At 69.3% G+C, this 24,494-nt stretch carries 21 protein-coding genes, 1 pseudogene and 1 riboswitch; of the genes and pseudogenes, 13 read left to right on the forward strand and 9 right to left on the reverse strand.

Translation table 11 applies throughout. The annotated features are described in order from the left end of the window. The first annotated feature begins 8 nt into the window (after window positions 1-8). The 4 genes and pseudogenes from V8690_RS28665 to V8690_RS28680 all read left to right on the forward strand — a co-directional run bounded on the left by V8690_RS28665 (window position 9) and on the right by V8690_RS28680 (window position 4,544). A complete protein-coding gene (locus tag V8690_RS28665) occupies window positions 9-989 on the forward strand; it encodes a hypothetical protein (RefSeq protein ID WP_338782980.1) in 981 nt (326 codons plus the stop codon). Window positions 990-1,146: 157 nt separating this feature from the next. Beyond that, entirely contained in the window at window positions 1,147-1,797 is a 651-nt protein-coding gene (gene def / locus V8690_RS28670) for a peptide deformylase (RefSeq protein ID WP_338782981.1), read from the forward strand. 295 nt (window positions 1,798-2,092) lie between these two features. Beyond that, window positions 2,093-3,178, forward strand: a complete 1,086-nt coding sequence (gene cyc1, locus V8690_RS28675) for an epi-isozizaene synthase (protein WP_338782983.1) — start codon at window positions 2,093-2,095, stop codon at window positions 3,176-3,178. Next, window positions 3,175-4,544, forward strand: a pseudogene (locus V8690_RS28680) (cytochrome P450). The gene cyc1 and the pseudogene V8690_RS28680 overlap by 4 nt, the downstream one beginning before the upstream one ends. Window positions 4,545-4,557: 13 nt before the next feature. On the opposite strand, the gene V8690_RS28685 reads toward V8690_RS28680, so the two are convergent. The 7 genes from V8690_RS28685 to V8690_RS28715 all read right to left on the reverse strand — a co-directional run bounded on the left by V8690_RS28685 (window position 4,558) and on the right by V8690_RS28715 (window position 12,858). After that, complete coding sequence (locus tag V8690_RS28685; protein WP_338782984.1) at window positions 4,558-5,520, reverse strand: helix-turn-helix domain-containing protein; 963 nt, start codon at window positions 5,518-5,520, stop codon at window positions 4,558-4,560. 248 nt (window positions 5,521-5,768) lie between these two features. Next, entirely contained in the window at window positions 5,769-6,773 is a 1,005-nt protein-coding gene (locus V8690_RS28690; protein WP_338782986.1) for a ribonucleotide-diphosphate reductase subunit beta, read from the reverse strand. Window positions 6,774-6,829: 56 nt separating this feature from the next. After that, window positions 6,830-9,187: a ribonucleoside-diphosphate reductase subunit alpha gene (locus V8690_RS28695; RefSeq protein ID WP_338782988.1), complete on the reverse strand. Its 2,358-nt coding sequence runs from the start codon at window positions 9,185-9,187 to the stop codon at window positions 6,830-6,832. Between the two features lie 144 nt (window positions 9,188-9,331). After that, window positions 9,332-9,414: riboswitch (cobalamin riboswitch) on the reverse strand. A gap of 77 nt (window positions 9,415-9,491) precedes the next feature. Beyond that, window positions 9,492-9,998, reverse strand: coding sequence for a GNAT family N-acetyltransferase (locus V8690_RS28700; RefSeq protein ID WP_338782989.1), 507 nt, complete (start codon window positions 9,996-9,998; stop codon window positions 9,492-9,494). 72 nt (window positions 9,999-10,070) lie between these two features. Continuing rightward, window positions 10,071-11,699: a sodium:solute symporter family protein gene (locus V8690_RS28705; RefSeq protein WP_338782990.1), complete on the reverse strand. Its 1,629-nt coding sequence runs from the start codon at window positions 11,697-11,699 to the stop codon at window positions 10,071-10,073. Continuing rightward, the gene (locus V8690_RS28710) at window positions 11,696-11,962 is read right to left on the reverse strand and encodes a DUF3311 domain-containing protein (RefSeq protein WP_338782992.1); all 267 of its coding nucleotides are present in this window, start codon (window positions 11,960-11,962) and stop codon (window positions 11,696-11,698) included. Before V8690_RS28710 ends, V8690_RS28705 begins: the two co-directional genes overlap by 4 nt. Before the next feature lie 131 nt (window positions 11,963-12,093). Next, on the reverse strand, window positions 12,094-12,858 hold the full coding sequence (locus tag V8690_RS28715; RefSeq protein WP_338782994.1) for a GntR family transcriptional regulator: 765 nt from the start codon (window positions 12,856-12,858) through the stop codon (window positions 12,094-12,096). A gap of 311 nt (window positions 12,859-13,169) precedes the next feature. Between V8690_RS28715 and V8690_RS28720 the strand changes: the two genes are divergently transcribed. The 6 genes from V8690_RS28720 to V8690_RS28745 all read left to right on the forward strand — a co-directional run bounded on the left by V8690_RS28720 (window position 13,170) and on the right by V8690_RS28745 (window position 18,568). Continuing rightward, entirely contained in the window at window positions 13,170-14,453 is a 1,284-nt protein-coding gene (locus V8690_RS28720) for an extracellular solute-binding protein (protein ID WP_338782996.1), read from the forward strand. A 73-nt stretch (window positions 14,454-14,526) separates the two neighbouring features. Beyond that, on the forward strand, window positions 14,527-15,516 hold the full coding sequence (locus tag V8690_RS28725; protein ID WP_338782998.1) for a sugar ABC transporter permease: 990 nt from the start codon (window positions 14,527-14,529) through the stop codon (window positions 15,514-15,516). After that, window positions 15,513-16,352: a carbohydrate ABC transporter permease gene (locus V8690_RS28730; RefSeq protein WP_338782999.1), complete on the forward strand. Its 840-nt coding sequence runs from the start codon at window positions 15,513-15,515 to the stop codon at window positions 16,350-16,352. Before V8690_RS28725 ends, V8690_RS28730 begins: the two co-directional genes overlap by 4 nt. A gap of 9 nt (window positions 16,353-16,361) precedes the next feature. Next, window positions 16,362-17,912, forward strand: a complete 1,551-nt coding sequence (locus V8690_RS28735; protein ID WP_338783000.1) for a glycoside hydrolase family 3 protein — start codon at window positions 16,362-16,364, stop codon at window positions 17,910-17,912. Between the two features lie 30 nt (window positions 17,913-17,942). After that, entirely contained in the window at window positions 17,943-18,191 is a 249-nt protein-coding gene (locus tag V8690_RS28740) for a helix-turn-helix transcriptional regulator (RefSeq protein ID WP_338783002.1), read from the forward strand. Beyond that, on the forward strand, window positions 18,188-18,568 hold the full coding sequence (locus V8690_RS28745; protein ID WP_338783004.1) for a hypothetical protein: 381 nt from the start codon (window positions 18,188-18,190) through the stop codon (window positions 18,566-18,568). The genes V8690_RS28740 and V8690_RS28745 overlap by 4 nt, the downstream gene beginning before the upstream one ends. 267 nt (window positions 18,569-18,835) lie before the next feature. Here V8690_RS28745 and nagB read toward each other — a convergent pair whose 3' ends face one another. After that, entirely contained in the window at window positions 18,836-19,621 is a 786-nt protein-coding gene (gene nagB / locus V8690_RS28750) for a glucosamine-6-phosphate deaminase (protein ID WP_338783006.1), read from the reverse strand. 249 nt (window positions 19,622-19,870) lie between these two features. Here nagB and V8690_RS28755 point away from each other — a divergent pair, with 249 nt between their 5' ends. Next, window positions 19,871-20,941, forward strand: a complete 1,071-nt coding sequence (locus V8690_RS28755; protein ID WP_338783008.1) for an SIS domain-containing protein — start codon at window positions 19,871-19,873, stop codon at window positions 20,939-20,941. An 85-nt stretch (window positions 20,942-21,026) separates the two neighbouring features. Here the strand turns inward: V8690_RS28755 and V8690_RS28760 are convergent, their stop codons facing one another. Further along, window positions 21,027-21,779 carry an SDR family oxidoreductase gene (locus V8690_RS28760; protein ID WP_338783009.1) on the reverse strand — a complete coding sequence of 251 codons (753 nt, stop codon included), beginning with the start codon at window positions 21,777-21,779 and terminating at the stop codon, window positions 21,027-21,029. Window positions 21,780-21,876: 97 nt separating this feature from the next. Between V8690_RS28760 and V8690_RS28765 the strand changes: the two genes are divergently transcribed. Beyond that, complete coding sequence (locus V8690_RS28765; protein WP_338783011.1) at window positions 21,877-22,569, forward strand: TetR/AcrR family transcriptional regulator; 693 nt, start codon at window positions 21,877-21,879, stop codon at window positions 22,567-22,569. A gap of 389 nt (window positions 22,570-22,958) precedes the next feature. After that, window positions 22,959-24,425, forward strand: coding sequence for a PAS domain-containing sensor histidine kinase (locus tag V8690_RS28770; RefSeq protein WP_338785494.1), 1,467 nt, complete (start codon window positions 22,959-22,961; stop codon window positions 24,423-24,425). The last annotated feature ends 69 nt before the right edge of the window (window positions 24,426-24,494 follow it).

Below are 24,494 nucleotides of genomic sequence, written 5' to 3' on the forward strand. Positions count from 1 at the left end.
CGGGAATCGTGAGGATCTTCGGCAAGGGACGGCACCGGCCCTCCGCCTCCTGGCGGCAGGCCACAGACCGGGCGTTCACTCTCATCGGCGACGGCCGGTACGAGGACGCGGGCGCACTGTTGACACGTGCCGCCGACCTGGAGCCCTGGCTGTCCGAGTCCTGGTTCAACCTCGCCCTGCTGCACAAGTTCCGGCACGACTGGGAGCAGGCGAGGACGGCGGGCCTCAGAGCCGTGGCGCTGCTCGACCGGGACACCGGAGCGCCCGACTGGTGGAACGTCGGCATCGCCGCGACCGCCCTCCAGGACTGGCCGCTGGCCCGGCGCGCCTGGCAGGCCTACGGGCTGCGGGTGCCGGGGGCGTCCCACGACTCCGGTGAGCCCGTCGGCATGGACCTCGGCAGCGCGGCCGTACGGCTGTCCCCGGAAGGGGAGGCCGAGGTCGTGTGGGGACGACGGCTGGATCCAGCGCGGATCGAGGTGCTGTCCATTCCGCTGCCGTCGTCGGGGCGGCGCTGGGGCGAGGTCGTGCTGCACGACGGCGTGCCGCACGGCGAGCGGACCACGGCCGCCGGGCACACGTATCCGGTGTTCGACGAGATCGAGCTGTGGGCGCCGTCGCCGGTGCCGACGTGGGTGGTGCTGCTGGAGGCGGCGACCGAGGCGGACCGGGACGCGCTGGAACAGCTCGCCGCGGATGCCGGGTTCGCCGCGGAGGACTGGTCTTCTTCGGTGCGGTTGCTGTGCCGGATGTGCTCCGAGTCACGGATGCCCTCCGACGAGGGGGACGGGCAGCATCTCGATCCGCATGATCACAGTGAGCCGGGGCATCCAGGGCCGTTGGGGCATCGGACGGACGGGCAGCTGTGGGTTCCCGAGCGGGAGTGCGGGTTGGCTGCGCCGGCTTCGCTGGTTCGGGGATTGCTGGACGGGTGGGTGGCCGACAGCCCGGATTCTCGGGATTGGCGCGATCTGGAAGAGGTGTGCTAGGTCGTGTGCCGGGTGCGCCGCCGTCGTGGTTTCTCGCGCCCACGCGGCGGAGCCGCACATCGATACAGCCCCGCGCCCCGAAAAGCGGCATCCGGCACCCGCGTACCCTGTATCAGCATCTCAGCTCGGTTAGGTTCAGGAAGGCGTACGTAACGTCATGGCTCAGCAGGACACCGATCAGCAGCGCGCGGGCGTGCTCCCCGTCGATGACGAGGGGTACGTGATCGACACGGAGGACTGCGAGGAGCGCGAGGCGGCCTGGCGGGAGCGGGGGACCTCGCGGCCGATCACGGTGGTCGGTAACCCGGTGCTGCACAAGGAGTGCAAGGACGTCACCGACTTCGGCGACGAGCTCCAGCAGCTGGTGGCGGACATGTTCGCCTCGCAGCGCACCGCCGAGGGTGTGGGCCTGGCCGCCAACCAGATCGGCGTCGACCTGAAGGTCTTCGTCTACGACTGCCCGGACGACGAGGGCGTCCGGCACACCGGCGTCGTCTGCAACCCCGAGCTCGTCGAGCTGCCCGCCGAGAAGCGCCGGCTGGACGACAGCAACGAGGGCTGCCTGTCGGTGCCGACCGCGTACGCGCCGCTCGCCCGGCCCGACTACGCCGAGGTGACCGGGCAGGACGAGAAGGGCAACCCGATCCGGGTGCGCGGCACCGGATACTTCGCTCGGTGTTTGCAGCACGAGACCGACCACCTGTACGGCTACCTGTACATCGACCGCCTCTCCAAGCGTGAACGCAAGGAGGCGCTGCGGCAGATGGCCGAGAACGAACCCCGGTACCCCGTCGTCGCGAACGACTGAGACCGCAAGATCACCAGGCGCACGGCGTCTGTTCGGGTTTCCCCTCCTGAACAGGCGCCGTTCGTCTGTGCTGTTCGCCTGTCCGTGGCCCGTTCGATGGCTTCCGCTCACCTGATGATCCGGTGCCAGCCACTCCACCGGAGGTTCCCGGCACTGTGGGGCAGTGAATGAAGCAAAAACGTTCCCAGAGCGGTCAGTTGTGGTGCTGAATGGGAGGAGCGGGACATGCAACGGCGCACGCCCGGCACGAAAGGAGGGGCGCCCGCGCCAACTGGCGGCTGAGAGGGGTTAGTTCGTGCATGCTTTGTCACACGGCACCACATCGACACCGACCACCATCGCAGTTCCACCGTCGCTCTCCCTTCCGGTGATCGAAGCGGCGTTTCCCCGGCAACTCCACCCGTATTGGCCGAAGTGCCAGGAGAAGACCCGGGCCTGGCTGCTCGAAAAGCGGCTCATGTCCGCGGACAAGGTGGAGGAATATGCCGACGGCCTGTGCTACACCGACCTCATGGCGGGGTACTACATCGGCGCCTCCGACGAGGTCATGCAGGCAATCGCGGATTACAGCGCCTGGTTCTTCGTCTGGGACGACCGTCACGACCGCGACATCGTGCACGGCCGCCCGATCGCCTGGCGGCGGCTGCGGGCCCGGCTGCACTCGGCCCTCGACTCCCCCGGGGAGCACCTGCACCACGGGGACCCACTGGTCGCCGGGTTCGCGGACAGCGTGCTGCGGCTGTACGCCTTCCTGCCGACGACGTGGAACCTCCGGTTCGCCCGGCACTTCCACGCGGTGATCGAGGCGTACGACCGGGAGTTCCGCAACCGCACCCTCGGAATCGTGCCCACGGTCGAGGAGTATCTCCGGTTGCGCCGGCTCACCTTCGCCCACTGGATCTGGACGGATCTGCTGGAGCCGACCGCGGGATGCGAACTCCCCGACGCCGTGCGGAAACACCCGGCATATCGGCGGGCCGCGCTGCTGAGTCAGGAGTTCGCCGCCTGGTACAACGACCTCTGCTCGCTTCCGAAGGAAATAGCGGGCGACGAGGTACACAATCTTGGAATCAGCCTCATCACCCATGAGGGGCTGACCCTGGAACAGGCGGTCATAGAAGTAAGGCGCCGTGTCGAGAATTGCATCGATGAATTCCTCGACGTCGAACAGGGAGCGTTACGGTTCGCTGACGACCTCGCCGACGGCACCGTGCGGGGAAAGGAACTCAGTGCCGCCGTGCGGGCCTGTCTGAGCAATATGCGGAACTGGTTCAGTTCCGTCTACTGGTTCCATCACGAGTCCGGCCGGTACATGGTCGACAGCTGGGACGACCGGTCCACGCCCCCGTACGTCAACAACGAAGCGGCAGGTGAGAAATGACCGTCGAGTCTGTGAGGCCTGAAGCCCCTCTGGTCCCGGAGCTGCGTGAACCGCCCCGGCCGGCGGCGGTGTCCCCGTCCTGGGGCACGGCTGGAAGCTCGTGCGCGACCCGCTGGCGTTCATGTCCCGGCTGCGCGACCACGGCGACGTGGTCCGGCTGAAGCTCGGGCCGAAGACGGTGTACGCCGTCACCACCCCGGCGCTCACCGGCGCGCTGGCGCTGAGCAACGACTTCATCATCGCCGGGCCGCTGTGGGAGTCCCTGGAGGGCCTGCTCGGCAAGGAGGGCGTGGCCACGGCGAACGGCCCGCGCCACCGGCGCCAGCGGCGCACCATCCAGCCCGCCTTCCGCCTCGACGCCATCCCCGCCTACGGGCCGATCATGGAGGAGGAGGCGCACGCGCTGGCCGAGCGCTGGAAGCCGGGGGAGACCATCGACTGCACCTTTGAGTCGTTCCGGGTGGCCGTGCGCATCGCGGCCCGCTGCCTGCTGCGCGGCGACTACATGGACGAGCGGGCGGAGCGGCTGTGCGTCGCGCTCGCCACCGTCTTCCGCGGGATGTACCGGCGGATGGTGGTGCCGCTCGGACCGCTATACAAGCTGCCGCTCCCGGCCAACCGCGAATTCAACCGGGCATTGGCCGATTTGCATCTCCTGGTGGACGAGATCGTCGCCGAGCGCCGAGCATCCGGTCAAAAGCCGGACGATTTGCTGACGGCATTGCTGGAGGCGACGGACGAGAATGGCGACCCCATCGGGGAACAGGAGATCCACGACCAGGTCGTCGCGATCCTCACCCCCGGCAGCGAAACCGTCGCCTCCACGATCATGTGGCTGCTGCATATGCTCGCGGAACACCCTGAACACGCGGACCGGGTGCGCGACGAAGTAGAAGCCGTCACCGGTGGGAGGCCGGTGGCATTCGCAGACGTCCGAGGACTCAGCCACACCAACAATGTCGTCGTCGAGTCCATGCGTTTGAGCCCGGCCGTGTGGATTCTGACGCGGCGGGCGGTGCGGGACACGGAACTCGGCGGATACCGGATTCCGGCCGGGGCGGACATCGTCTACAGCCCGTACGCGATCCAGCGCGATCCGAAGTCGTACGCGCGGCACCTGGAGTTCGACCCCGACCGCTGGCTTCCGGAGCGGGTCAAGGACATCCCGAAGCACGCCATGAGCCCGTTCAGCGTGGGCAACCGCAAGTGCCCGAGCGACCACTTCTCGATGGCCCAGCTGACGCTGATCACGGCGGCGCTGGCCACCAAGTACCGCTTCGAGCAGGTACCCGGCTCGAACGACGGCACGCGGGTCGGCATCACGCTGCGGCCGCACGACCTGCTGCTGCGGCCGGTGTCGAGGTGAGCGGGGGAGAGGGTCAGGCCGCTTCGGGGCCCCTGAAGGTCCTCCGGTAGGCGTTCGGCGTCGTGCCCACGGCCCGGACGAAGTGGTGGCGCAGCGCGGCCGCGTTGCCGAACCCCGTTCGACCGGCGATCGCGTCCATCGTCTCGTCCGTCGCCTCCAGCAGCCGCTGGGCCAGCAGCACGCGCTGGCGCAGGATCCAGCGGTAGGGAGTCGTCCCGGTCTCCTGCTGGAAGCGACGGGCGAAGGTGCGCGGGGACATATGGGCGCGGGCGGCCAGCTGCTCGACGGTGACCTCCTCGTCGAGGTGCCGCTCCATCCACCCCAGCACCTCGCCGATCGTGTCGGCCTCGGAGTGCGGCAGCGGGCGCTCGATGTACTGGGCCTGTCCGCCGTCGCGGTGCGGCGGCACCACCATCCGCCGGGCGATCTTGTTGGCGACCTCGGAGCCCTGCTCCTTGCGCACCAGGTGGAGGCAGGCGTCGATGCCGGCGGCCGTGCCCGCGGAGGTGATCACCGGGTCTTCGTCGACGTAGAGCACGTCCGGCTCGACGGTGATCCGCGGGTACTGCCGGGCGAGGGCCTCCGCGTGCCGCCAGTGCGCGGCGCAGCGCTGGTCGTCCAGCAGCCCGGCCGCGGCCAGCACGAAGACGCCGGAGCAGACGCTGAGCACCCGGGCGCCGCGGTCCACACCGCGGCGCAGGGCGTCCAGCAGCTCCGGCGGGAAGGCCCGGGTCTCGTAGCACTGCCCCGCCGGCACGGCGATCAGGTCGGCCGTCTCCAGCCGCTCCAGGCCGTGCTGGACGTGCAGGGAGAAGCCCGTGTTCGTGCGCAGGGCCGGGCCCTCGGCCGAGGCCACCGCGAAGTCGTAGACCGGCAGGCCGTCGTCGCTGCGGTCGGTGCCGAAGACCTCGCACACCACACCGAGTTCGAAGGGGTTCACACCGTCGAGGAGGACGACGGCCACGTTCTGGAGCATGCCTCCAGTGTGCCTCGTCAGTGGCAGTAATTCGAGGGTCTACGGCAGTACTGCCACTGACGGTAAGGAGTCATCGGCGCGACAGTGGTGTCCATGGACACGAACCAGGCACAGACGCTCATCGCAATGATCTTCGTACTCGGGATGCTGGTCCTCCTGGTCCTCCCGTCAGTGATCGGCATCATGCGCGACAGGCGCGTCGACCGTCAGATCAGGGAGGCCCAGGAGACCCGCGAAGGCCAGCCGGCTCAGAAGTCCTCGTCCAGGTCGACGGTGCCCTCCACCGCCACCTGGTACGCGGAGGGCCGCCGCTCGAAGAAGTTGGTCAACTCCTGAACCCCCTGGAGCTCCATGAAGGAGAAGGGGTTCTCGGAGCCGTACACCGGAGCGAAGCCCAGGCGGCTGAGCCGCTGGTCGGCGACGCACTCCAGGTACTGCCGCATCGACTCGGTGTTCATGCCCGGGAGGCCGTCACCGCACAGGTCGCGCGCGAACTGGAGCTCGGCCTCGACGGCCTCGCGGAGCATGTCCGTCACCTCCTGCCGGAGCCGGTCGTCGAACAGCTCCGGCTCCTCCTTGCGGACGGTGTCGACCACGTCGAAGGCGAACGACATGTGCATCGTCTCGTCGCGGAACACCCAGTTGGTGCCGGTGGCCAGCCCGTGCAGCAGGCCCCGGCTGCGGAACCAGTAGACGTAGGCGAAGGCACCGTAGAAGAACAGGCCCTCGATGCACGCAGCGAAGCAGATCAGGTTCAGCAGGAAGCGGCGGCGGTCGGCCTGCGTCTCCAGCCGGTCGATCTTTTCCACCGAGTCCATCCACGTGAAGCAGAACTCGGCCTTCTCGCGGATGGAAGGGATGTTCTCGACGGCCGCGAAGGCCGCCGCCCGGTCGTCGTGGTCGGGGAGGTAGGTGTCCAGGAGCGTCAGATAGAACTGGACGTGGACGGCCTCCTCGAAGAGCTGGCGGCTCAGATACAGCCGCGCCTCGGGGGAGTTGATGTGCTTGTAGAGGGTCAGTACGAGGTTGTTCGCGACGATCGAGTCGCCCGTCGCGAAGAAGGCCACCAGACGGCCGATCAGGTGCTGCTCGGCGGGGCTCAGCTTGGCGAGGTCGGCGACGTCCGAGTGCAGGTCGACCTCCTCCACGGTCCAGGTGTTCTTGATGGCGTCCCGGTAGCGCTCGTAGAAGTCCGGGTAGCGCATGGGGCGAAGAGTCAGCTCGAAGCCGGGGTCGAGAAGGTTCTGAGTCATAACAGTCGGCGCGAAGCGCCGTCCTCCAGGGGTGGCGGTCGGGTGGCGGGTGGGAATTACTGGCAGGCCTCGCAGGACTCGGGGTTTTCCAGGGAGCAGGCGACCGCTTCGGGGTCCGGGGTGGCCTGCACGGGGACGGTGGCCTGGGCCGCGCGGGCGATGCGGGTCGCCGGGCGCGAGCGCAGGTAGTACGTGGTCTTCAGCCCGGACTTCCAGGCGTAGGCGTACATCGAGGAGAGCTTGCCGATGGTCGGCGTCTCCAGGAAGAGGTTCAGGGACTGGGACTGGTCCAGGAACGGGGTCCTGGCCGCCGCCATGTCGATCAGTCCGCGCTGCGGGATCTCCCACGCCGTGCGGTACAGCTTCCGGACGTCCTCGGGGATCCAGGCGAAGTCCTGTACCGAGCCGTTGGCCTCGCGCAGGGCCTCGCGGCTGCGGGCGTCCCACACGCCGAGCCGTTTCAGCTCCGCCACCAGGTAGGAGTTGACCTGGAGGAACTCACCGGACAGCGTCTCGCGCTTGAACAGGTTGGACACCTGCGGCTCGATGCACTCGTACACGCCCGCGATGGAGGCGATCGTGGCCGTCGGCGCGATGGCGAGGAGCAGGGAGTTGCGCATGCCGGTCGCGGCGACGCGCTCGCGCAGGGCCGCCCAGCGCTTCGGCCAGGTCAGTTCCACGTCGTAGTGGTCGGGGTGGAGCACGCCCCGGGCCGTACGTGTCTTCTCCCAGGCCGGCAACGGGCCGTTGCGCTCGGCGAGGTCGGCGGAGGCCTCGTAGGCGGCGAGCATGATCCGTTCGGCGATGCGGGTGGAGAGCGCCTTGGCGGCGGGCGAGTCGAAGGGCAGGCGCAGTGTGAAGAAGACGTCCTGGAGGCCCATGACTCCGAGGCCGACGGGACGCCACCTGGTGTTCGACCGGCCTGCCTGCTCGGTCGGGTAGAAGTTGATGTCCACGACCCGGTCGAGGAACGTGACGGCCGTACGGACGGTCTCGTCCAGCCGCTCCCAGTCGATGTCCCCGCCGGCCTCGTGGACGAGCGCGCCGAGGTTGACCGACCCCAGGTTGCAGACCGCCGTCTCCCCGTCGCTGGTGACCTCCAGGATCTCCGTGCAGAGGTTGGAGGAGTGGACGACGTGGCCCGGCTCGGCCGTCTGGTTGGCGGTGCGGTTGGCGGCGTCCTTGAAGGTCATCCAGCCGTTGCCGGTCTGCGCCAGGGTGCGCATCATGCGGCCGTACAGCTCGCGGGCCGGCAGCGTCTTCTTGGCGAGACCCTTCGCCTCGGCCGCCCGGTAGGCGGCGTCGAACTCCTCGCCCCACAGGTCGACCAGCTCGGGCACGTCCGAGGGGGAGAACAGCGACCACTGCGCGTCGGCGTTCACGCGGCGCATGAACTCGTCGGGCACCCAGTGCGCGAGGTTCAGGTTGTGCGTGCGGCGGGCGTCCTCGCCGGTGTTGTCGCGCAGCTCCAGGAACTCCTCGATGTCGGAGTGCCAGGTCTCCAGGTAGACCGCGGCGGCACCCTTGCGGCGGCCGCCCTGGTTCACGGCGGCGACCGAGGCGTCGAGGGTCTTCAGGAACGGGACGATGCCGTTGGAGTGGCCGTTGGTGCCGCGGATCAGCGCACCGCGGGCGCGGATACGGGAGTACGCGACGCCGATGCCGCCGGCGTGCTTCGACAGCCGTGCCACCTGGTGGTACCGGTCGTAGATGGAGTCCAGCTCGTCCTTGGGGGAGTCGAGGAGGTAGCAGGACGACATCTGGGGGTGCCGCGTGCCGGAGTTGAAGAGGGTGGGGGAGGAGGGGAGGTATTCGAGCCGGCTCATCAGCCCGTAGAGCGCGGCGACTTCGTCGACGGCCCGGGAGGTGTCGTCCTCGGCGAGACCGGCGGCCACCCGCAGCATGAAGTGCTGGGGTGTCTCGATGACCTTGCGGGTGATCGGGTGCCGGAGCAGGTAGCGGCTGTGCAGGGTGCGCAGTCCGAAGTAGCCGAAGCGGTCGTCGGCGTGGGTGTCGACGAGCGCGTCGAGCCGGTCGGCATGAAGGCGTACGAACGCGGCGGTCCGGTCGGCGATGAGGCCCTCCCGGTGCCCGACCGCGACCGACTCGGTGAAGCACGTGACGCCCTGCGAGGCGGCCTCGGCGCGGATCCCGATCGTCAGCAGGCGCGCGGCCAGCCGGGAGTAGGCGGGATCCTCGGAGATGAGGCCGGCGGCCGCCTCCGTCGCCAGCTCGCGCAACTCCGACTCGTCGGCCCGCGCGGACCGGCCGCGCAGCGCGGCGGCGGCGACCCGGCCGGGGTCGGCGTCGGGGAGGTCGGCGGTCAGCTCGGCCAGGGTCCGCAGCAGTGCGGCACCGGGACCGTCGTGCTCTTGTTCGGCGGCTGAGACCGGATCGGCTGGCGCGATGGTCACGTGGGGCTCTCCCTCGCTCGGCACGGGGGCCTCGTCGAGGGCAGGGGGCAGCACGCGAGCGCACGCGGCGTCGCGTCCACCGGCCCATTCCACGAGGCCCGGACGTCAGGACGCACCGGCCGACGGCCGGGCGCGCTGTCGGCAGGTCCTCGGACTGATTCCCATGCACGCATGAAAAGGCATGGGTACACCGTTGCGGGACAGTTCCGGATTCGCACCGGATTCCCCTGCGGCGACAGCGAGCATGAGCATACATCTTGTGCCGGGTGGTGAAAGCACCCCTAGATGTAGTGTCGCGACCGTTTCACAGCGTCAACTCATAGGTGAGCAGAGTGATGTCGTCGAGCTCCGGGATCGGGTTCCAGTCGCGCTCCGGGACGCGGACGAAGCCGAGGCGTTCGTATATGCGGTGGGCGGAGTGCATGGTGCGCTGCGTCGACAGGACGACGCGGACACAGCCGTCCGTCGCACGGGCGCGGTCGACGCAGGCGCGGACGAGGGCCTCTCCGGCGCCCCGGCCGCGGGCTTCCCGGGCGACGGCGAGCATCCGTATCTCGGCCTCTCCGGGCAGGGCGATGTCGGCCATGGGACCGCCGGAGGGTACGAACGTGACGCCGCCGAGGAGGTTTTCGCCCTGGGTGGCCACCAGTACGTCCGCGGCGGCGGCCCGCTTGGCCACGTCCTCGAGTTCGCCGAGATACCCGTCGCTTTCCCCGAAGTCGAGGAGGCCGTCCTTGAGGTAGGCCTGGGCGGTGATCTCGCCGAGGGCGTCGTATTCGCTGGGCTTCACCAGCCGGATGAGGATGTCCATGGTCCGAGTGTGCGCGACGGGTATGACGACGGGCCGCCGGTTTTCCACCGGCGGCCCGTCGTCACGTGCGACTCAGTGCGAGGTGCCCGCCGTCGCCGGCGGAAGCTCCACCTGGACCCCGGGGTCGCCCGCGTCCGCCGTGTAGTCCCCCGGCTTGGTCTCGTCGATGCCGTCGGGGGCCTTCAGGGCCCTGAGGACGAAGGTCAGGACGACGGTGACGACGACGTTCAGGACGAACGCCGTGAGGCCGATGTAGCCGATCTCGCCGATGCCCGGGATCTCCTTCGACGAGCCGCCGAAGTGCTTCTGGGTCGGGGAGGCGACGCCGTACGCGGCGACCGTGCCGTAGATCATGCCGACCGCCCAGCCCGCGAGCAGGGCCCAGCGGTGGAACCAGCGGGTGAACAGGCCACCGACCAGGGCCGGGAAGGTCTGCAGGATCCAGATGCCGCCCAGCAGCTGGAAGTTGATGGCGACCGTCTTGTCCATGGTCAGGACGAAGGCCAGCGCGCCCACCTTCACCAGCAGCGACACCAGCTTGGAGACCTTGGTCTCCTGCTCCGGCGTGGCGTCCGGCTTGATGAAGTCCTTGTAGATGTTGCGGGTGAAGAGGTTCGCGGCCGCGATGGACATGATGGCCGCCGGGACCAGGGCCCCGATGCCGATCGCCGCGAAGGCCACGCCCGCGAACCAGTCCGGGAACATGGTCTCGAACAACTGCGGGATCGCCAGCTGCCCGTTCTGCACCTTGATCCCGGCCGCGATCGCCATGAAGCCGAGCAGCGCGAGCAGGCCCAGCATCAGCGAGTACAGAGGCAGGATCGTGGTGTTGCGGCGGATCACCTCACGGCTCTTGGAGGACAGCGTCGCCGTGATCGAGTGCGGATACATGAAGAGCGCGAGCGCGGAGCCCAGCGCCAGCGTGGCGTACGTCCACTGCCCCGCCTCCGGCGGCACCAGCGCACCGCGCGGCGCGCCCGTCGCCGGGTTGGTCTGGCTGTAGGCCTCGCCCGCCCTGGCGAAGATCTCGTCGAATCCGCCCAGCTTGATCGGGATGTAGATGATCGCCACCGCGATGACGATGTAGATCAGGGTGTCCTTCACGAACGCGATCAGCGCCGGCGCCCGCAGACCCGACGAGTACGTGTACGCCGCCAGCACACCGAAGGCGATCAGCAGCGGCAGGTCCTTGATGAACCAGTTGGTGTTCTCGCCGCCGCCGACACCCATCACGTCCAGCACGGCCTGGATGCCGACAAGCTGGAGGGCGATGTACGGCATCGTGGCGAGGATGCCGGTGAGGGCCACGGCCAGGGAGAGGCCCTTGGAGCCGAAGCGCCCGCGCACGAAGTCGGACGTCGTCACGTACCCGTGCTTGTGCGAGACCGACCACAGGCGGGGCAGGAACGTGAAGATCAGTGGGTAGACCAGGATGGTGTACGGCACCGCGAAGAAACCGGCCGCGCCCGCCGCGTAGATCGCCGCGGGTACGGCCACGAAGGTGTACGCCGTGTACAGGTCGCCGCCGAGCAGGAACCAGGTGATCCAGGTGCCGAACGAGCGGCCGCCCAGGCCCCATTCGTCCAGGCTGTGCTCGTTCTCGGCCTTGCGCCACCGCGCGGCCAGGAAGCCCAGGACCGTGACGAGCAGGAAGAAGAAGATGAAGACGGCGAGTGCGACGCCGTTCACGCCGTCCTTCACTCCGACGCACCGCCCTTCGCGGCAGAGCGGGCGCGCTGGTCACGCTGCCACAGCTTGTAGGCGATCATCGTCAGCGCGGTGGAGATCAGCACCCACGCCATCTGGTACCAGTAGAAGAACGGCATGCCGATGAAGGTTGGGTCGGTCTTGGCGTACGAGCCGACCCACAGCATGGCCACGAAGGGCGCTATGAGGCAGAGGGCGATGACGACGCGCATCGGCGTCACCGTCGTCCCTCTGCCGGCTTCTGGGGCTTGCGACATCAGGCGGCTCCGTCCCCTCAAGTGATCACCTGTGTAATGCGCAGGCAATCTAGGTCAGGGTGTGGCGAAAACGGAACCCCTTGTCCGTCATGCGGTACCCAAAAGAAATCGACGACTCCGCTGCCGGTCCGCTACTCCTGGGGGCGCTTCAGACGCGCCACGAACTTGTACCGGTCGCCCCGGTACACCGACCGCACCCACTCCACCGGCTGCCCTTCCCGGTCCAGCGAGTGCCGGGAGAGCATCAGCATCGGCAGGCCGACGTCCGTGCCGAGCAGGCCGGCCTCGCGCGGGGTGGCCAGCGAGGTCTCGATGGTCTCCTCGGCCTCCGCGAGATGGACGTCGTAGACCTCGGCGAGCGCGGTGTAGAGAGACGTGTACTTCACCAGGGACCGGCGCAGGGCCGGGAAGCGCTTCGCGCTCAGGTGGGTGGTCTCGATGGCCATCGGCTCGCCGTTGGCCATGCGCAGCCGCTCGATGCGCAGCACCCGTCCGCCGGTCGTGATGTCGAGCAGCCCGGCGAGACGGTCGTCGGCGGTGATGTAGCCGATGTCCAGCAGCTGCGAGGTGGGTTCGAGACCCTGGGCGCGCATGTCCTCGGTGTAGGAGGTCAGTTGCAGTGCCTGCGAGACCTTCGGCTTGGCGACGAACGTGCCCTTGCCCTGGATGCGCTCCAGCCGGCCCTCGACGACCAGCTCCTGGAGCGCCTGGCGCACGGTCGTGCGCGAGGTGTCGAACTCCGCCGCCAGGGTGCGCTCGGGCGGGACCGGCGTGCCGGGCGCCTGGGTCTCGGTCATGTCGAGCAGGTGCTTCTTCAGGCGGTAGTACTTGGGCACGCGTGCGGTGCGGACGGGCGCCCCGCTCTCGTTCGCCGCACTGCTGATGTCGGTGCTCATGCTCCGCCTTCCCGGCTCCTGTGCCGACAGATCCCACTTGTATACCGTCGGCGCTTCTTTTGGTCTAGTCCACAACTCCTAGTGGTCTACCTGGAGTATGCCGTGCCCGGCCGGGTTTTCGCCGGGTTCTTACTTAAAGGTTCCTGCATATGTAGGTCGCATAACGGCTGGTCAGAGCCTCAATGCGGACCCTTGACAGGCTTTCTGGTCTGGTCCAAGCTCCCCGTACTGGTCTACACCATTGGTCCAGGGCCTGGCCCCACGTTCACCGGGGGGAGCAGGGGGTCGGTGGCATCCCTGAGGAGGGTGGCGTGAAGCGCAAGCTGATATCCGCGATCGGTATCGCGGGCATGATGGTCTCCATCGCGGCGTGCGGGGGCGAAGGCGGCAGCGGGGGTTCGGGCCAGGGCGCGGACGCCGAGGAGCTGACCGTCTGGCTCACCGTCGACGCCCAGAACAACTGGCCGGATCTGGTGAAGGCCGCCGACGCGGCGGTGAAGAAGAAGCACCCCGGCCTCAAGATCAACCACGAGTACTACGGCTGGCCCGACAAGAACGCCAAGCTCGACGCCGTCCTCGCCACCGACAAGGTCCCCGACGTGGTCGAGATGGGCAACACCGAGATGCTCGGCTACATGGTCAAGGGCGCCTTCGCCCCGCTGGACCCCGCCGACTTCGGCAGTTCGGACGCCTGGCTGGACGGACTCAAGGCCTCGGTGACCTACGAGGGCAAGACCTACGGCGTCCCGTACTACGCCGGCGGCCGCGTCGCCAACTGGCGGGGGGACGTGGCGGCCTCGGTCGGGGTGAAGACGCCCCCGAAGACGTACAAGGAACTCACCGCCGCCCTGGACAAGATCCAGAAGGAGCAGGGCGACACGTTCAGCGCCTGGTACCAGCCGACCCGCGACTGGTACGCGGCCATGTCGTTCGTCTACGACGCGGGCGGCGCCATCGCCACCGAGTCGGGCGGCCGGTGGAAGGCCTCTCTCTCCTCGCCCGAGTCCCTCCAGGGCCTGAAGGAGTTCAAGAACGTCGTCGACACGTACATGCACGGCGACAAGACCAAGGACGAGTCCGACCGCTACATCGTCTACGGCCAGGGCAAGTCCGCCATGATCTTCGGCGCCGCCTGGGAGGGCGCGACCGCCGAGGACCCCAAGAACGACAAGACCGGCAAGCTCAAGGGCAACCTCGAGAACTTCGTGATGCCCGGCCCGTCCGGCAAGAACATGCCCGTCTTCCTGGGCGGGTCCGACCTCGCCGTCCCGGTGAAGTCCGACGCCCAGGCCCTGGCCGCCGAGTGGATCAACGCGTTCACCGGCTCCTCCGGCCAGAAGGGCCTCATGGCCAAGGGCAACCTGCCCAACAACAAGACCGACCTCGCGACGCTGAAGAACGACCCGAAGACGGCGGTCCCCGCCACCGCGGCCGAGTCCAACTGGTTCGTCCCCATGGCCCCCGGCTGGGGCCAGGTCGAGAAGGCGCAGATCCTGCAGACCATGCTCCAGAGCATCGGCACCGGCAAGAAGTCGGTCGAGGCCGCCGCCGAGGAGGCGGACGCCGCGATCGACAAGGTCATCAACACGAAGTGACCTTCGAGCGGGGCTCCTTCAAGGGCGGAGCCCCGCCCTCCGTACGAACTGAGGGACCGCCGAGGAGCGCGCGATGAGTGCCGCAGACACCACCACCCCCGCCAAGGTGCCGCCACCGCGGCAGGCACCGCCGCCACCGGGCATGGCGGACACGTCCCGTAGGCCACGGACGTCGAGCCCGGCCGCGGTCCCCTGGCTGCTGCTCGCGCCCTGCCTGCTGATCCTGGCCCTGGTCATGGGCTATCCGCTGGCCCGACTGGTCACCCTGTCCTTCCAGAAGTTCGGACAGTCCCAGCTGTGGGGCTTCCAGCCGGCCGAGTCGGTCGGGTTCGACAACTTCGCGGAGGTGCTGGGCGACGGCGAGTTCTGGACCGTCGTGGTCCGCACGATCGTCTTCGCGGCCGGGGCCGTCGTCTTCACGATGGTCGTCGGCATGGCGATCGCCCTGCTGCTCCAGCGGGTCTCCGGCTGGCTGAAGGTGCTCATCAACATCGTGCTGGTGGCGAGCTGGGGCATGCCCGTGCTCGTGGCGACCACGGTCTTCAAGTGGCTCTTCGACTCGGACTACGGGGTCTTCAACGCGCTGCTCAGCAAGCTGCCCGGCGTCGAGATGATCGGCCACAACTGGTTCGCGAGCGGGCCCGAGGGCCTGGCCGTGGTCATGCTGCTGGTGGTGTGGGGAGCCGTGCCGTTCGTGGTCATCACGCTCAGCGCGGGTCTCACCCAGGTGCCGAAGGAGCTGGAGGAGGCGGCTCGCCTGGACGGCGCCGGCTCCTGGGGCGTCTTCCGCCATGTCACCCTGCCCGTCCTGAAGCCGATCATCGTGATGCTCACGACCCTGTCGGTCATCTGGGACATGGGTGTCTTCCCCCAGGTGTTCGTCATGCGGAACGGTCACCCCGAGCCGGAGTTCCAGGTCCTCAACACCTACTCCTACGACCGGGCGTTCGTGGTCAACGACTACGCCCAGGGCTCGGCCATCGCGCTGATCACCGTCCTGCTGCTGCTCGGCGTGGTCGCCGTCTACATGCGGCAGATGCTGAAGATCGGAGAGGTCGAATGAGCAGCACGCTGACCGGCCGCCGGGCGCCGAAGCTCTGGTGGAACGTCCTCGGCCTCCTGGTCCTCGTCACCGCGGGCTTTCCGCTCTACTGGATGCTCAACACGGCGTTCAAACCCGCCGAGGACGCCATCGACCCGGACCCGAGCCTGCTGCCGACCGGCGTCACCTTCGCCAACTTCGGCCGGGCGCTGGACATCGCCGACTTCTGGGGCCCGGTGGGCCGCAGCATGGTGGTGTCGCTGGCGGTGGTCGTCATCGGCCTGGCCGTGGGGCTGCTGGCCGCGCTCGCCATCTCGCGCTTCGCCTTCCGCGGCCGCAAGATCGTGATCGTGGGCATCCTCGCCGTCCAGACGGTCCCGCTGGTCGCCATGATCATCCCGGTTTTCCTGCTGCTCAACGACCTGGGCCAGTACGACCGGCTGACCGGCCTCATCATCACGTACCTGACCTTCATCCTCCCGTTCACCGTGTGGACGCTGAGGGGCTTCATCGTCAACATCCCGAGGGAACTGGAGGAGGCGGCCATGGTCGACGGCTGCTCCCGCACGAGTGCCTTCCTCCGGGTGGTCTTCCCGCTCCTGGCCCCCGGCATGGTCGCCACCTCGGTCTACGGCTTCATCCAGGCCTGGAACGAGTACCTGTACGCCCTGATGCTGCTCAGCCAGAGAAACCAGACGGCGACCGTGTGGCTCGGCAACTTCACCACCAAGCACGGCACTGAATACGCCCCGATGATGGCCGGCGCCACGATGATGGCCGTGCCGATCGTCGCCCTCTTCCTCCTCGTCCAGCGCAAGATGGCCGCGGGCCTGACCGCGGGCGCCGTGAAGGGATGACCCCACCCGATGACGACACTCGCCGACGGTACCGACACGCTCACCCGTGACGCCCTGACCGTTCTCCAGCCCGGCTTCACCGGCACCTCCGCCCCCGACTGGCTGCTGCGCCGGCTCGGCGAGGGCCTCGCCTCCGTCGGACTGTTCGGACGCAACATCGCCTCGCCCGGCCAACTGGCAGAGCTCACCGCGCAACTGCGGGCCGAGCGCGACGACGTCCTGGTCGCGATCGACGAGGAAGGCGGTGATGTGACGCGCCTGGAGGTGCGGACCGGCTCCTCCTTCCCCGGCAACCACGCCCTCGGCGCGGTGGACGACGTGGAGCTGACCCGAGAGGTCGCCCACGAACTGGGCCGCCGTCTCGCGGCCTGCGGCGTGAGCCTCAACTGGGCCCCGTCCGCCGACGTCAACTCCGATCCGCGCAACCCGGTGATCGGTGTCCGCTCCTTCGGCGCCGACACCGACCTGGCCGCCCGGCACACCGCCGCCTATGTGACGGGCCTCCAGTCCGCCGGAGTCGCCGCCTGCACCAAGCACTTCCCCGGCCATGGCGACACGGCCGTCGACTCGCACCACGCCCTCCCCCGCATCGACGTCCCCGCCGACGTGCTGAGCGACCGCGAACTGACGCCGTTCCGCGCGGCCATCGCCGCCGGCAGCCGGGCCGTGATGAGCGCCCACATCCTGGTCCCGGCCCTGGACCCCGACCGCCCGGCCACCCTCTCCCGCCGCATCCTGACCGGCCTGCTGCGCGGCGAACTCGGCTACGACGGCCTCATCGTCACCGACGGCATGGAGATGCGGGCCATCGCGGGCACCTACGGCATCGAACGCGGCAGCGTCCTCGCCGTCACCGCCGGTGCCGACGCGATCTGCGTGGGCGGCGGCCTGGCCGACGACGCGACCGTACGGCGCCTACGGGACGCTCTGGTCGCGGCGGTACGCACGGGCGAACTGCCGGAGGAACGCCTGGCCGAGGCCGCGGACCGGGTCCGGGCGCTGGCCCGCTGGGCGAGCACGCCCGGCCGCGCCGCCGAGGGGACCCGCGGCAGCGAGATCGGCCTGCACGCCGCCCGCCGCGCCCTCACGGTCACCGTCGCACCGGGCCTGGGAAGCCCGGAGACCTTCAAGCCCCTCGCCGAACCGCCCTACGTCGCCGCCCTCACCCCCGTCGCCAACATCGCGGTGGGCGACGAGACTCCCTGGGGCATCGCCGCCGAACTCGTCCACCTCCTGCCGGGCACGGTGACGGGCAGCTACTCGGCGGAGGACGGCAGGTCGCAGGACGGCAAGGAGAGCGGTGCCGGCGCCGGTGAGAGCACCGGACGCGCGGCCCTGGAGGCAGCCGGTCCGCGCCGCATCGTCGCCGTCGTCCGCGACGAACACCGCCACCCCTGGATGGCCTCGGCCCTCGACACACTGCTGGCCGCCCGCCCCGACACCATCGTGGTCGAAATGGGCGTCCCCCAGGCCGCGCCCCGCGGCGCCCTGCACATCGCCACCCACGGCGCGGCCCGCGTCTGCGGCCGGGCGGCGGCCGAGGTGATCGCCGGGTTGTAAGGTCACCTCGGGATGTAGTACTTCTTATACATGAGTGAGCGGGTATACAACAGGCTGGCCATGGCGCGTGCCGAACGGAAGGTGTCGCGCCAGAGCCTGGCCGAGGCGGTGGGAGCCCACTACCAGACCATCGGCTACATCGAGCGAGGGCAGTACAACCCGAGCCTCGATCTGGCACTGAAGATCTCGAAGTTCTTCAATCTGCCGGTCGAGGCCCTGTTCTCCCTCGAACCGTTCCGGCCGCTCACGGACGAGGTCTACGGGAGGAACCAGCCATGACGACGACACACCTGACCCGCTACGACCGGAGCATGCTGCGGCTCATGAACGACCGCCGGGGCCAGGCCTGGTACGCCACCGCGGCACGCCGACGCCTGGCCGTCGCCGCGCACATCACCCTCACCGTGGCCATCGGCGCTCTGATGAGCCACTTCCTCCTCGCCAAGGACGAGCCGCTGTGGCCCGTCGCCGCGACGGCGGTGCTGCTACTGCCCTGGATGGTCGCGACCGGGCTCATCAACGGCGCCACCCGGGGTCTGCTGGAGCTGCGCGAACATCTACTGGACGAGCGGCAGTCGGCCGAACGCAGCCGCGTGCTGGCCCGGGCCCACCGCATGACACCCTGCTCCTGGCCGCGGCGGCAGTCGCCCTGCTGATCACGGGCGGTGTCGACGGCGATGCCCCGAAGGCCTACGCCGCCCCCCTCCTCATCGCCGTCCTCGTCGTTCACTGGGTCATGCCACTGTGGGTGGCCGGCCTGCGAGCAGAGGACGAGCCGACCGACGACGAGGCCATCGAGGTGGGGACGCTCGGCAGCTAGGGCCCTGTCGTTCGGATCAGGGCGCAGGGAATCGGCGGCATCTCGTCGGCGCCGCAGATGCGCCTGCCAGGCCCCGCGTCACCAACCTCACCGAACAGCACACCTAGATCCCTTGCCACTCCGGCTTGTTGGCGTAGGTGTGCCGGAAGTAGTCGGCCAGCTTCAGCTTCGACGCGGCGGCCTCGTCGACCACGACGGTCGCATGCGGGTGGAGCTGGAGCGCGGACGCGGGGCACACCGCGGCGACCGGTCCCTCCACCGTCGCCGCGACCGCGTCGGCCTTGCCCTCGCCGGTGGCGAGCAGCACCAGGTGCCGGGCCTCCAGGATGGTGCCGATGCCCTGCGTGATCACGTGGTGCGGCACCTGGTCGATATCACCGTCGAAGAAGCGCGCGTTGTCGACCCGGGTCTGCTCGGTCAGCGTCTTGATCCGCGTCCGCGACGCCAGCGACGAGCACGGCTCGTTGAACCCTATGTGCCCGTCGGTCCCGATCCCGAGAAGCTGAAGGTCCACCCCCCCGGCGTCCGCGAGCGCCTTGTCGTACGCCTCGCACGCCCCCTGCACGTCCTTGGCCGAGCCGTCCGGCCCCATGAACTGGTCCATCCCGATCCCGAGCGGCTCCAGCACCTCACGCCGCAGCACCGAGCGGTACGACTCCGGATGGTCGGCGGGCAGCCCCACGTACTCGTCGAGCTGGGCTATCCGCGCCCGTGTCACGTCCACGGCACCGGAGCGCACCTTGGCCGCCAGCGCCTCGTACACGGGCAGCGGCGTCGAGCCGGTCGCCACGCCGAGCAGGGCACCGGGCCGGCGCCGGAGCAGCTGAGCCATGGCCTCGGCGATGAGCTCGCCGCCCGCCTTGGCGTCCGGAACGATGACAACTTCCACGCTGGGCCTGCCGATCTGAAGAGGGATGCTCAACTGGGACTGGACCCGGGAGGGGCCATGTGGTTTAGACCAATCTAACAGAGCGGGGGCGCCGCTCCCAGGGCGAATGCCGCCGGTCCCGCAGGGGCAGCCGCCCGGTGCCGGCCAGGTCTCCGGTAGGTGAACAGCGCCGGTCCCGCGTGGGCGTTCCGCGGTGCGGGGGAGTGGAATGGGAGCTGCATCTGCCCCCGCCCCGGGAGGAACCCCGCCATGACCGCCGCCGCACCGGACACCCTCAGCGAGCGCCCGGGCCGGATCATGGCCCGGGAGATGGCGGAGCAGCCCGCCGTCCTGCGCCGGATCCTGGCCGACGGCGCCCCCGCCATCCGGGACGTGGCACGGCAGATCGCCACCCGCGCTCCCCGCTTCGTCCTGCTGACCGCCCGCGGCACCTCCGACAACGCCGCCCTCTACGCCAAGTACCTCCTGGAGATCCGGCTCGGCCTGCCCTGCGGACTCACCTCGATGTCCACGACCACGGCCTACGGCGCCCGGCCCGACCTCACGGACGTCCTCGTCGTCACCGTCAGCCAGTCCGGCGGCTCCCCGGACCTGGTCGCCTCGACCCGGGCCGCCCGCGAGGCCGGCGCGATCACGCTCGCCGTCACCAACAACCCGGACTCATCGCTCGCAGGCGTCTCCGAGTACCACATCGACATCATGGCCGGACCGGAGAAGGCCCTCCCCGCGACCAAGACGTACACCGCCTCCCTTCTCGCGCTCTACCTGTTCGTCGAGGGCCTGCGCGGCGGCGACGGGGCGCCCGCGCACGTGCTCCCGGACCTCGCCGGGCAACTGCTCGCCCGACAGGACGAGGTGCGCACCCTCGCAGCCCGCTACCGCTTCGCCGAGCGCATGGTGATCACCTCACGCGGCTACGGCTATCCCACGGCCAAGGAGGCCGCCCTCAAGCTGATGGAGACCAGCTACATCCCCGCCCTCGCGTACTCCGGCGCCGACCTGCTGCACGGGCCGCTCGCCATGGTCGACAACGTCTCCCCGGTCATCGCCGTGGTCACCGACGGTAAGGGCGGCGAAGCGCTCCAGCCCGTCCTCGACCGGCTGCGCGGCCGCCGTGCCGACCTGGTCGTCATCGGCCCCAGGCATCAGGTCGAGCAGGCTTCCGCCGGCTTCGTCCTGCCGACGGACGACGTGGCCGAGGAGGTCCAGCCCGTCCTGGAGATCATCCCCCTCCAGCTCCTGGCCTACGAGGTCACCATCGCCCGAGGCCAGGACCCGGACGCGCCTCGGGCGCTGGCGAAGGTGACGGAGACTCGCTGACGACCGGGAAGGGGCCTGGGAACAGGGCGTGATGACGGAGGTCGCCGATGGCCAGGGCGGGGCCCCGGCTGCGTGCCGACGGCCTCTATGTGAGCGAACCCCCCGTCACATCCACCCAGCTCCCCGTGATCCACCGCCCCCCGTCCGAGACCAGGAACGCCACCACGTCGGCGACTTCGGCCGGCTCGCCCACCCCGCCCAGTGCCGATATCGCCGCGGCCTTCGCCCAGCCGTCGGCAGTGCCCCGCAGCAGCCGGGCCGTGTTGTCGGTGTCGATGATCCCCGGCGCCACCGAGTTCACTGTGATGCCCCGAGGGCCCAGCACCTTGGACAGGTCCCGTGAGAGGACGTCCAGCGCGCCCTTCGTCATTGCGTACGCCATGTTGTCCGGCATCACCGCGGTCCGGGCCAGCCCCGACGAGATGTTGACGACCCGGCCGCCGTCCCGCAGCCGGCTCATGCCCTGCTTGAGGATGAAGAACGGCGCCTTCACGTTCACCGCGAAGACCTTGTCGTACTCCTGCTCGTCCAGCTCCTGGATCGGCCGTGTGTTGCCGATCCCCGCGTTGTTCACCAGGATGTCCAGCCCGTCCGCGTGCCGGTCGAACTCCGCCCACAGCGCCTCGGCATCTCCCGGTACGCCCAGCTCCACGCCCACCGCGAACGCCGAGCCGCCCGCCGCCTCGATCGCCGCGACCGTCTCTTTCGCCGCCGTCTCGTTCCTGCCGTAGTGCACCCCGACCCGCGCGCCGTCGCGCCCCAGCCGCTCGGCGATCCCTCGCCCGATGCCCCTGCTCGCCCCCGTGACGAGTGCCGTCCTGCCTGTGAGCACGCCCATGGCGGCGCCCCTTTCGTATTTTCCTAGTGGTCGCTACAGAAACGACCGTACCGCACTCCGCAGACATTTCTCTAGTGCCCGCTATAAAATGAACTCCATGGTGAACGACGACGGGACCGCGAGGGTCGAGAGGCCCGGAACCGCGAAGGCCGAGAGGCCCGGAACCACGACGGGCAAGGCCAAGGGAAGGCCCCGCGGCCGCCCCCGCTCCTTCGACCGCGAGACGGCATTGGAGAGGGCGCTCCTGGCCTTCTGGGAGCACGGCTACGAGGCCACGTCCGTCTCCGATCTGACCCGCGTGATGGACATCGGCACCCCCAGCCTCTACGCGGCCTTCGGCGACAAGCGGTCCCTCTTCGAGGAGGTCGTGCAGGTCTACGGCACGAGGTACGGCTCGTTCACCGACCTGGCCCTCGCCGAGGAGCCCACCGCCCGGGCCGCCGTGGAACGCATGCTGCGCGAGGCCGCCACCGCGTACACGGAGCCCGGCCACCCGCACGGCTGCCTCGTCGTCCACGCCGCCGCGAACTGCTCGACCCCCGAGGTCGAACAGTCGCTGCGGGACCGCCGCAACGCCAACATCGCCGCGTTCGAGAGCCGCATCAGAGCCGATGTCGCCGCCGGCGTGCTGCCTCCGGACACCGACGTCGCCGCCCTGGCCCGCCACACCGGAGCGATGATCCAGGGCATGTCACAACAGTCGCGGGACGGGGCGAGCCGGGAGGAACTGGAGGCAGTCGCGGAAATTGCCATGTCCATCTGGCCCCGCACAGGAACCCACACGGGTTAGGCTGCCTGGAGGACGCCGGTGCGTCCGGCCAGTCGGAGAAAATAACAACAACGAACAGCCTTCAACGCATGGACACCCACAAGTGGTCTAGTCCACAATGCGTGACGAGAGCGCGTGTGGAAAAGCGCGCACCAGCCTCCGCCTTCCCCGCACAGGAAGGCGGACAGAGGAACCGAGGCTCTCTGCCCTGACTGCCCCGGCTCCTCGTCCTTCGGCCGACCGGGACCGCACACCCCACGGCCGATACTGCTCCGGGCTGCGGTGCCGGGAGGGTTGAGGGTCCCTCCCAGGCGCCGCGGCCCGCGGGTGTTCCAGGAGCCCGTATCTGTCGGGGCCCGTACATTTCAGAGCCGTACAAACCCCCGGGTACGCTCGCTCACGTGCCCTCCATGAACGAACTCGTACGCCAGCACACCGCCCTCGACGACACCGATCTCGAGTGGCTCCACCTGCTGGTCTCGGAGTGGCAGCTGCTCTCCGACCTCTCCTTCGCCGATCTGGTGCTGTGGGTCCCCACCAGTGACGGCACGCGGTACGTGTCCGTCGCGCAGATGCGGCCCAACACCGGTCCGACGTCCTACCAGGACGACATGGTGGGCCACCTCGTCCCACGTGGCCGCCGCCCGATGCTGGACGCCGCCCACGACGAGGGCCGCATCGTGCGCGAGGGGGATCCCGAGTGGCGCGAAGAGGTCCCCGTCCGGGTCGAGTCGATCCCCGTACGGCGGGAGGGGCGCGTCCTCGGTGTCATCGCGCGCAACACCAATCTCCTCACCGTGCGTACCCCGAGCCGCCTGGAGCTCACGTACCTCCAGAGCGCCTCCGACCTCGCGCAGATGATCGCGGCCGGCGCCTTCCCGTTCGCGAACCAGCAGCTCGACATGGATGCCTCACCCCGGGTGGGCGACGGCCTGATCCGGCTCGACGCCGACGGCATCGTCCAGTACGCCTCCCCGAACGCGCTGTCCGCCTACCACCGCCTCGGCCTCGCCTCCGACCTCGTCGGCCAGCACCTGGGCAAGACCACCGCCGAACTCGCCCCGACCCGGGGCCCGGTGGACGAAGCGCTCGCCAAGGTCGCCAGCGGCTGGGCGCCACGCGAGTTCGAGATCGAGGCCAGCGACGGGGTCATCCAGTTCCGCGCGATCCCCCTCAAGCCCAAGGGCACCCGCATCGGCTCGCTGGTCCTGCTCCGTGACGTCACCGAACTCCGCCGCCGCGAACGCGAGTTGATCACCAAGGACGCGACGATCCGGGAGATCCACCACCGCGTCAAGAACAACCTCCAGACGGTGGCGGCCCTGCTCCGCCTCCAGGCACGGCGCATCGAATCCGACCGCGGCCGTGAGGCTTTGGAGGAGGCGGTGCGACGCGTCGGATCGATTGCGATCGTGCACGAGACGCTCTCCCAGAACCTGGACGAGCGCGTGGAGTTCGACGACATCGCCGACCGTGTCCTGGCCATGGTCGCGGAAATCTCCCCGGGCAAGGTCACGGGCCGGCGCACCGGCCGCTTCGGCATCCTCGACGCCGAGGTCGCCACCCCGCTGTCGATGGTGCTGACCGAGGTTCTTCAGAACGCGCTGGAGCACGGCTTCCGCGAGGGCGACACCGGCACGGTCGAGGTCGCGGCGGTCCGCGGCGGTACGACGAAAGAGGCCCGCCTGCTGGTCACCGTCCAGGACGACGGCGTCGGCCTGCCGGAAGGCTTCGATCCGCAGACCGCGGGCAACCTCGGCCTCCAGATCGTACGGACTCTGGTGGAGGGCGAGTTGGGGGGAACCTTCGACATGGTCCCGGCTCCCGAGCGCGGCACGCGTGTGATCCTGGACATCCCGGTTCCGGCACGGAAGTAGCCAACGCCCGGCTGGATCAGGCCCGACAGCGTCCTGAAAAGCATTGAGCCCTGGGCCACTTGGTGGCCC

The organism is Streptomyces sp. DG1A-41 (genome assembly GCF_037055355.1).
Classification (GTDB): domain Bacteria; phylum Actinomycetota; class Actinomycetes; order Streptomycetales; family Streptomycetaceae; genus Streptomyces.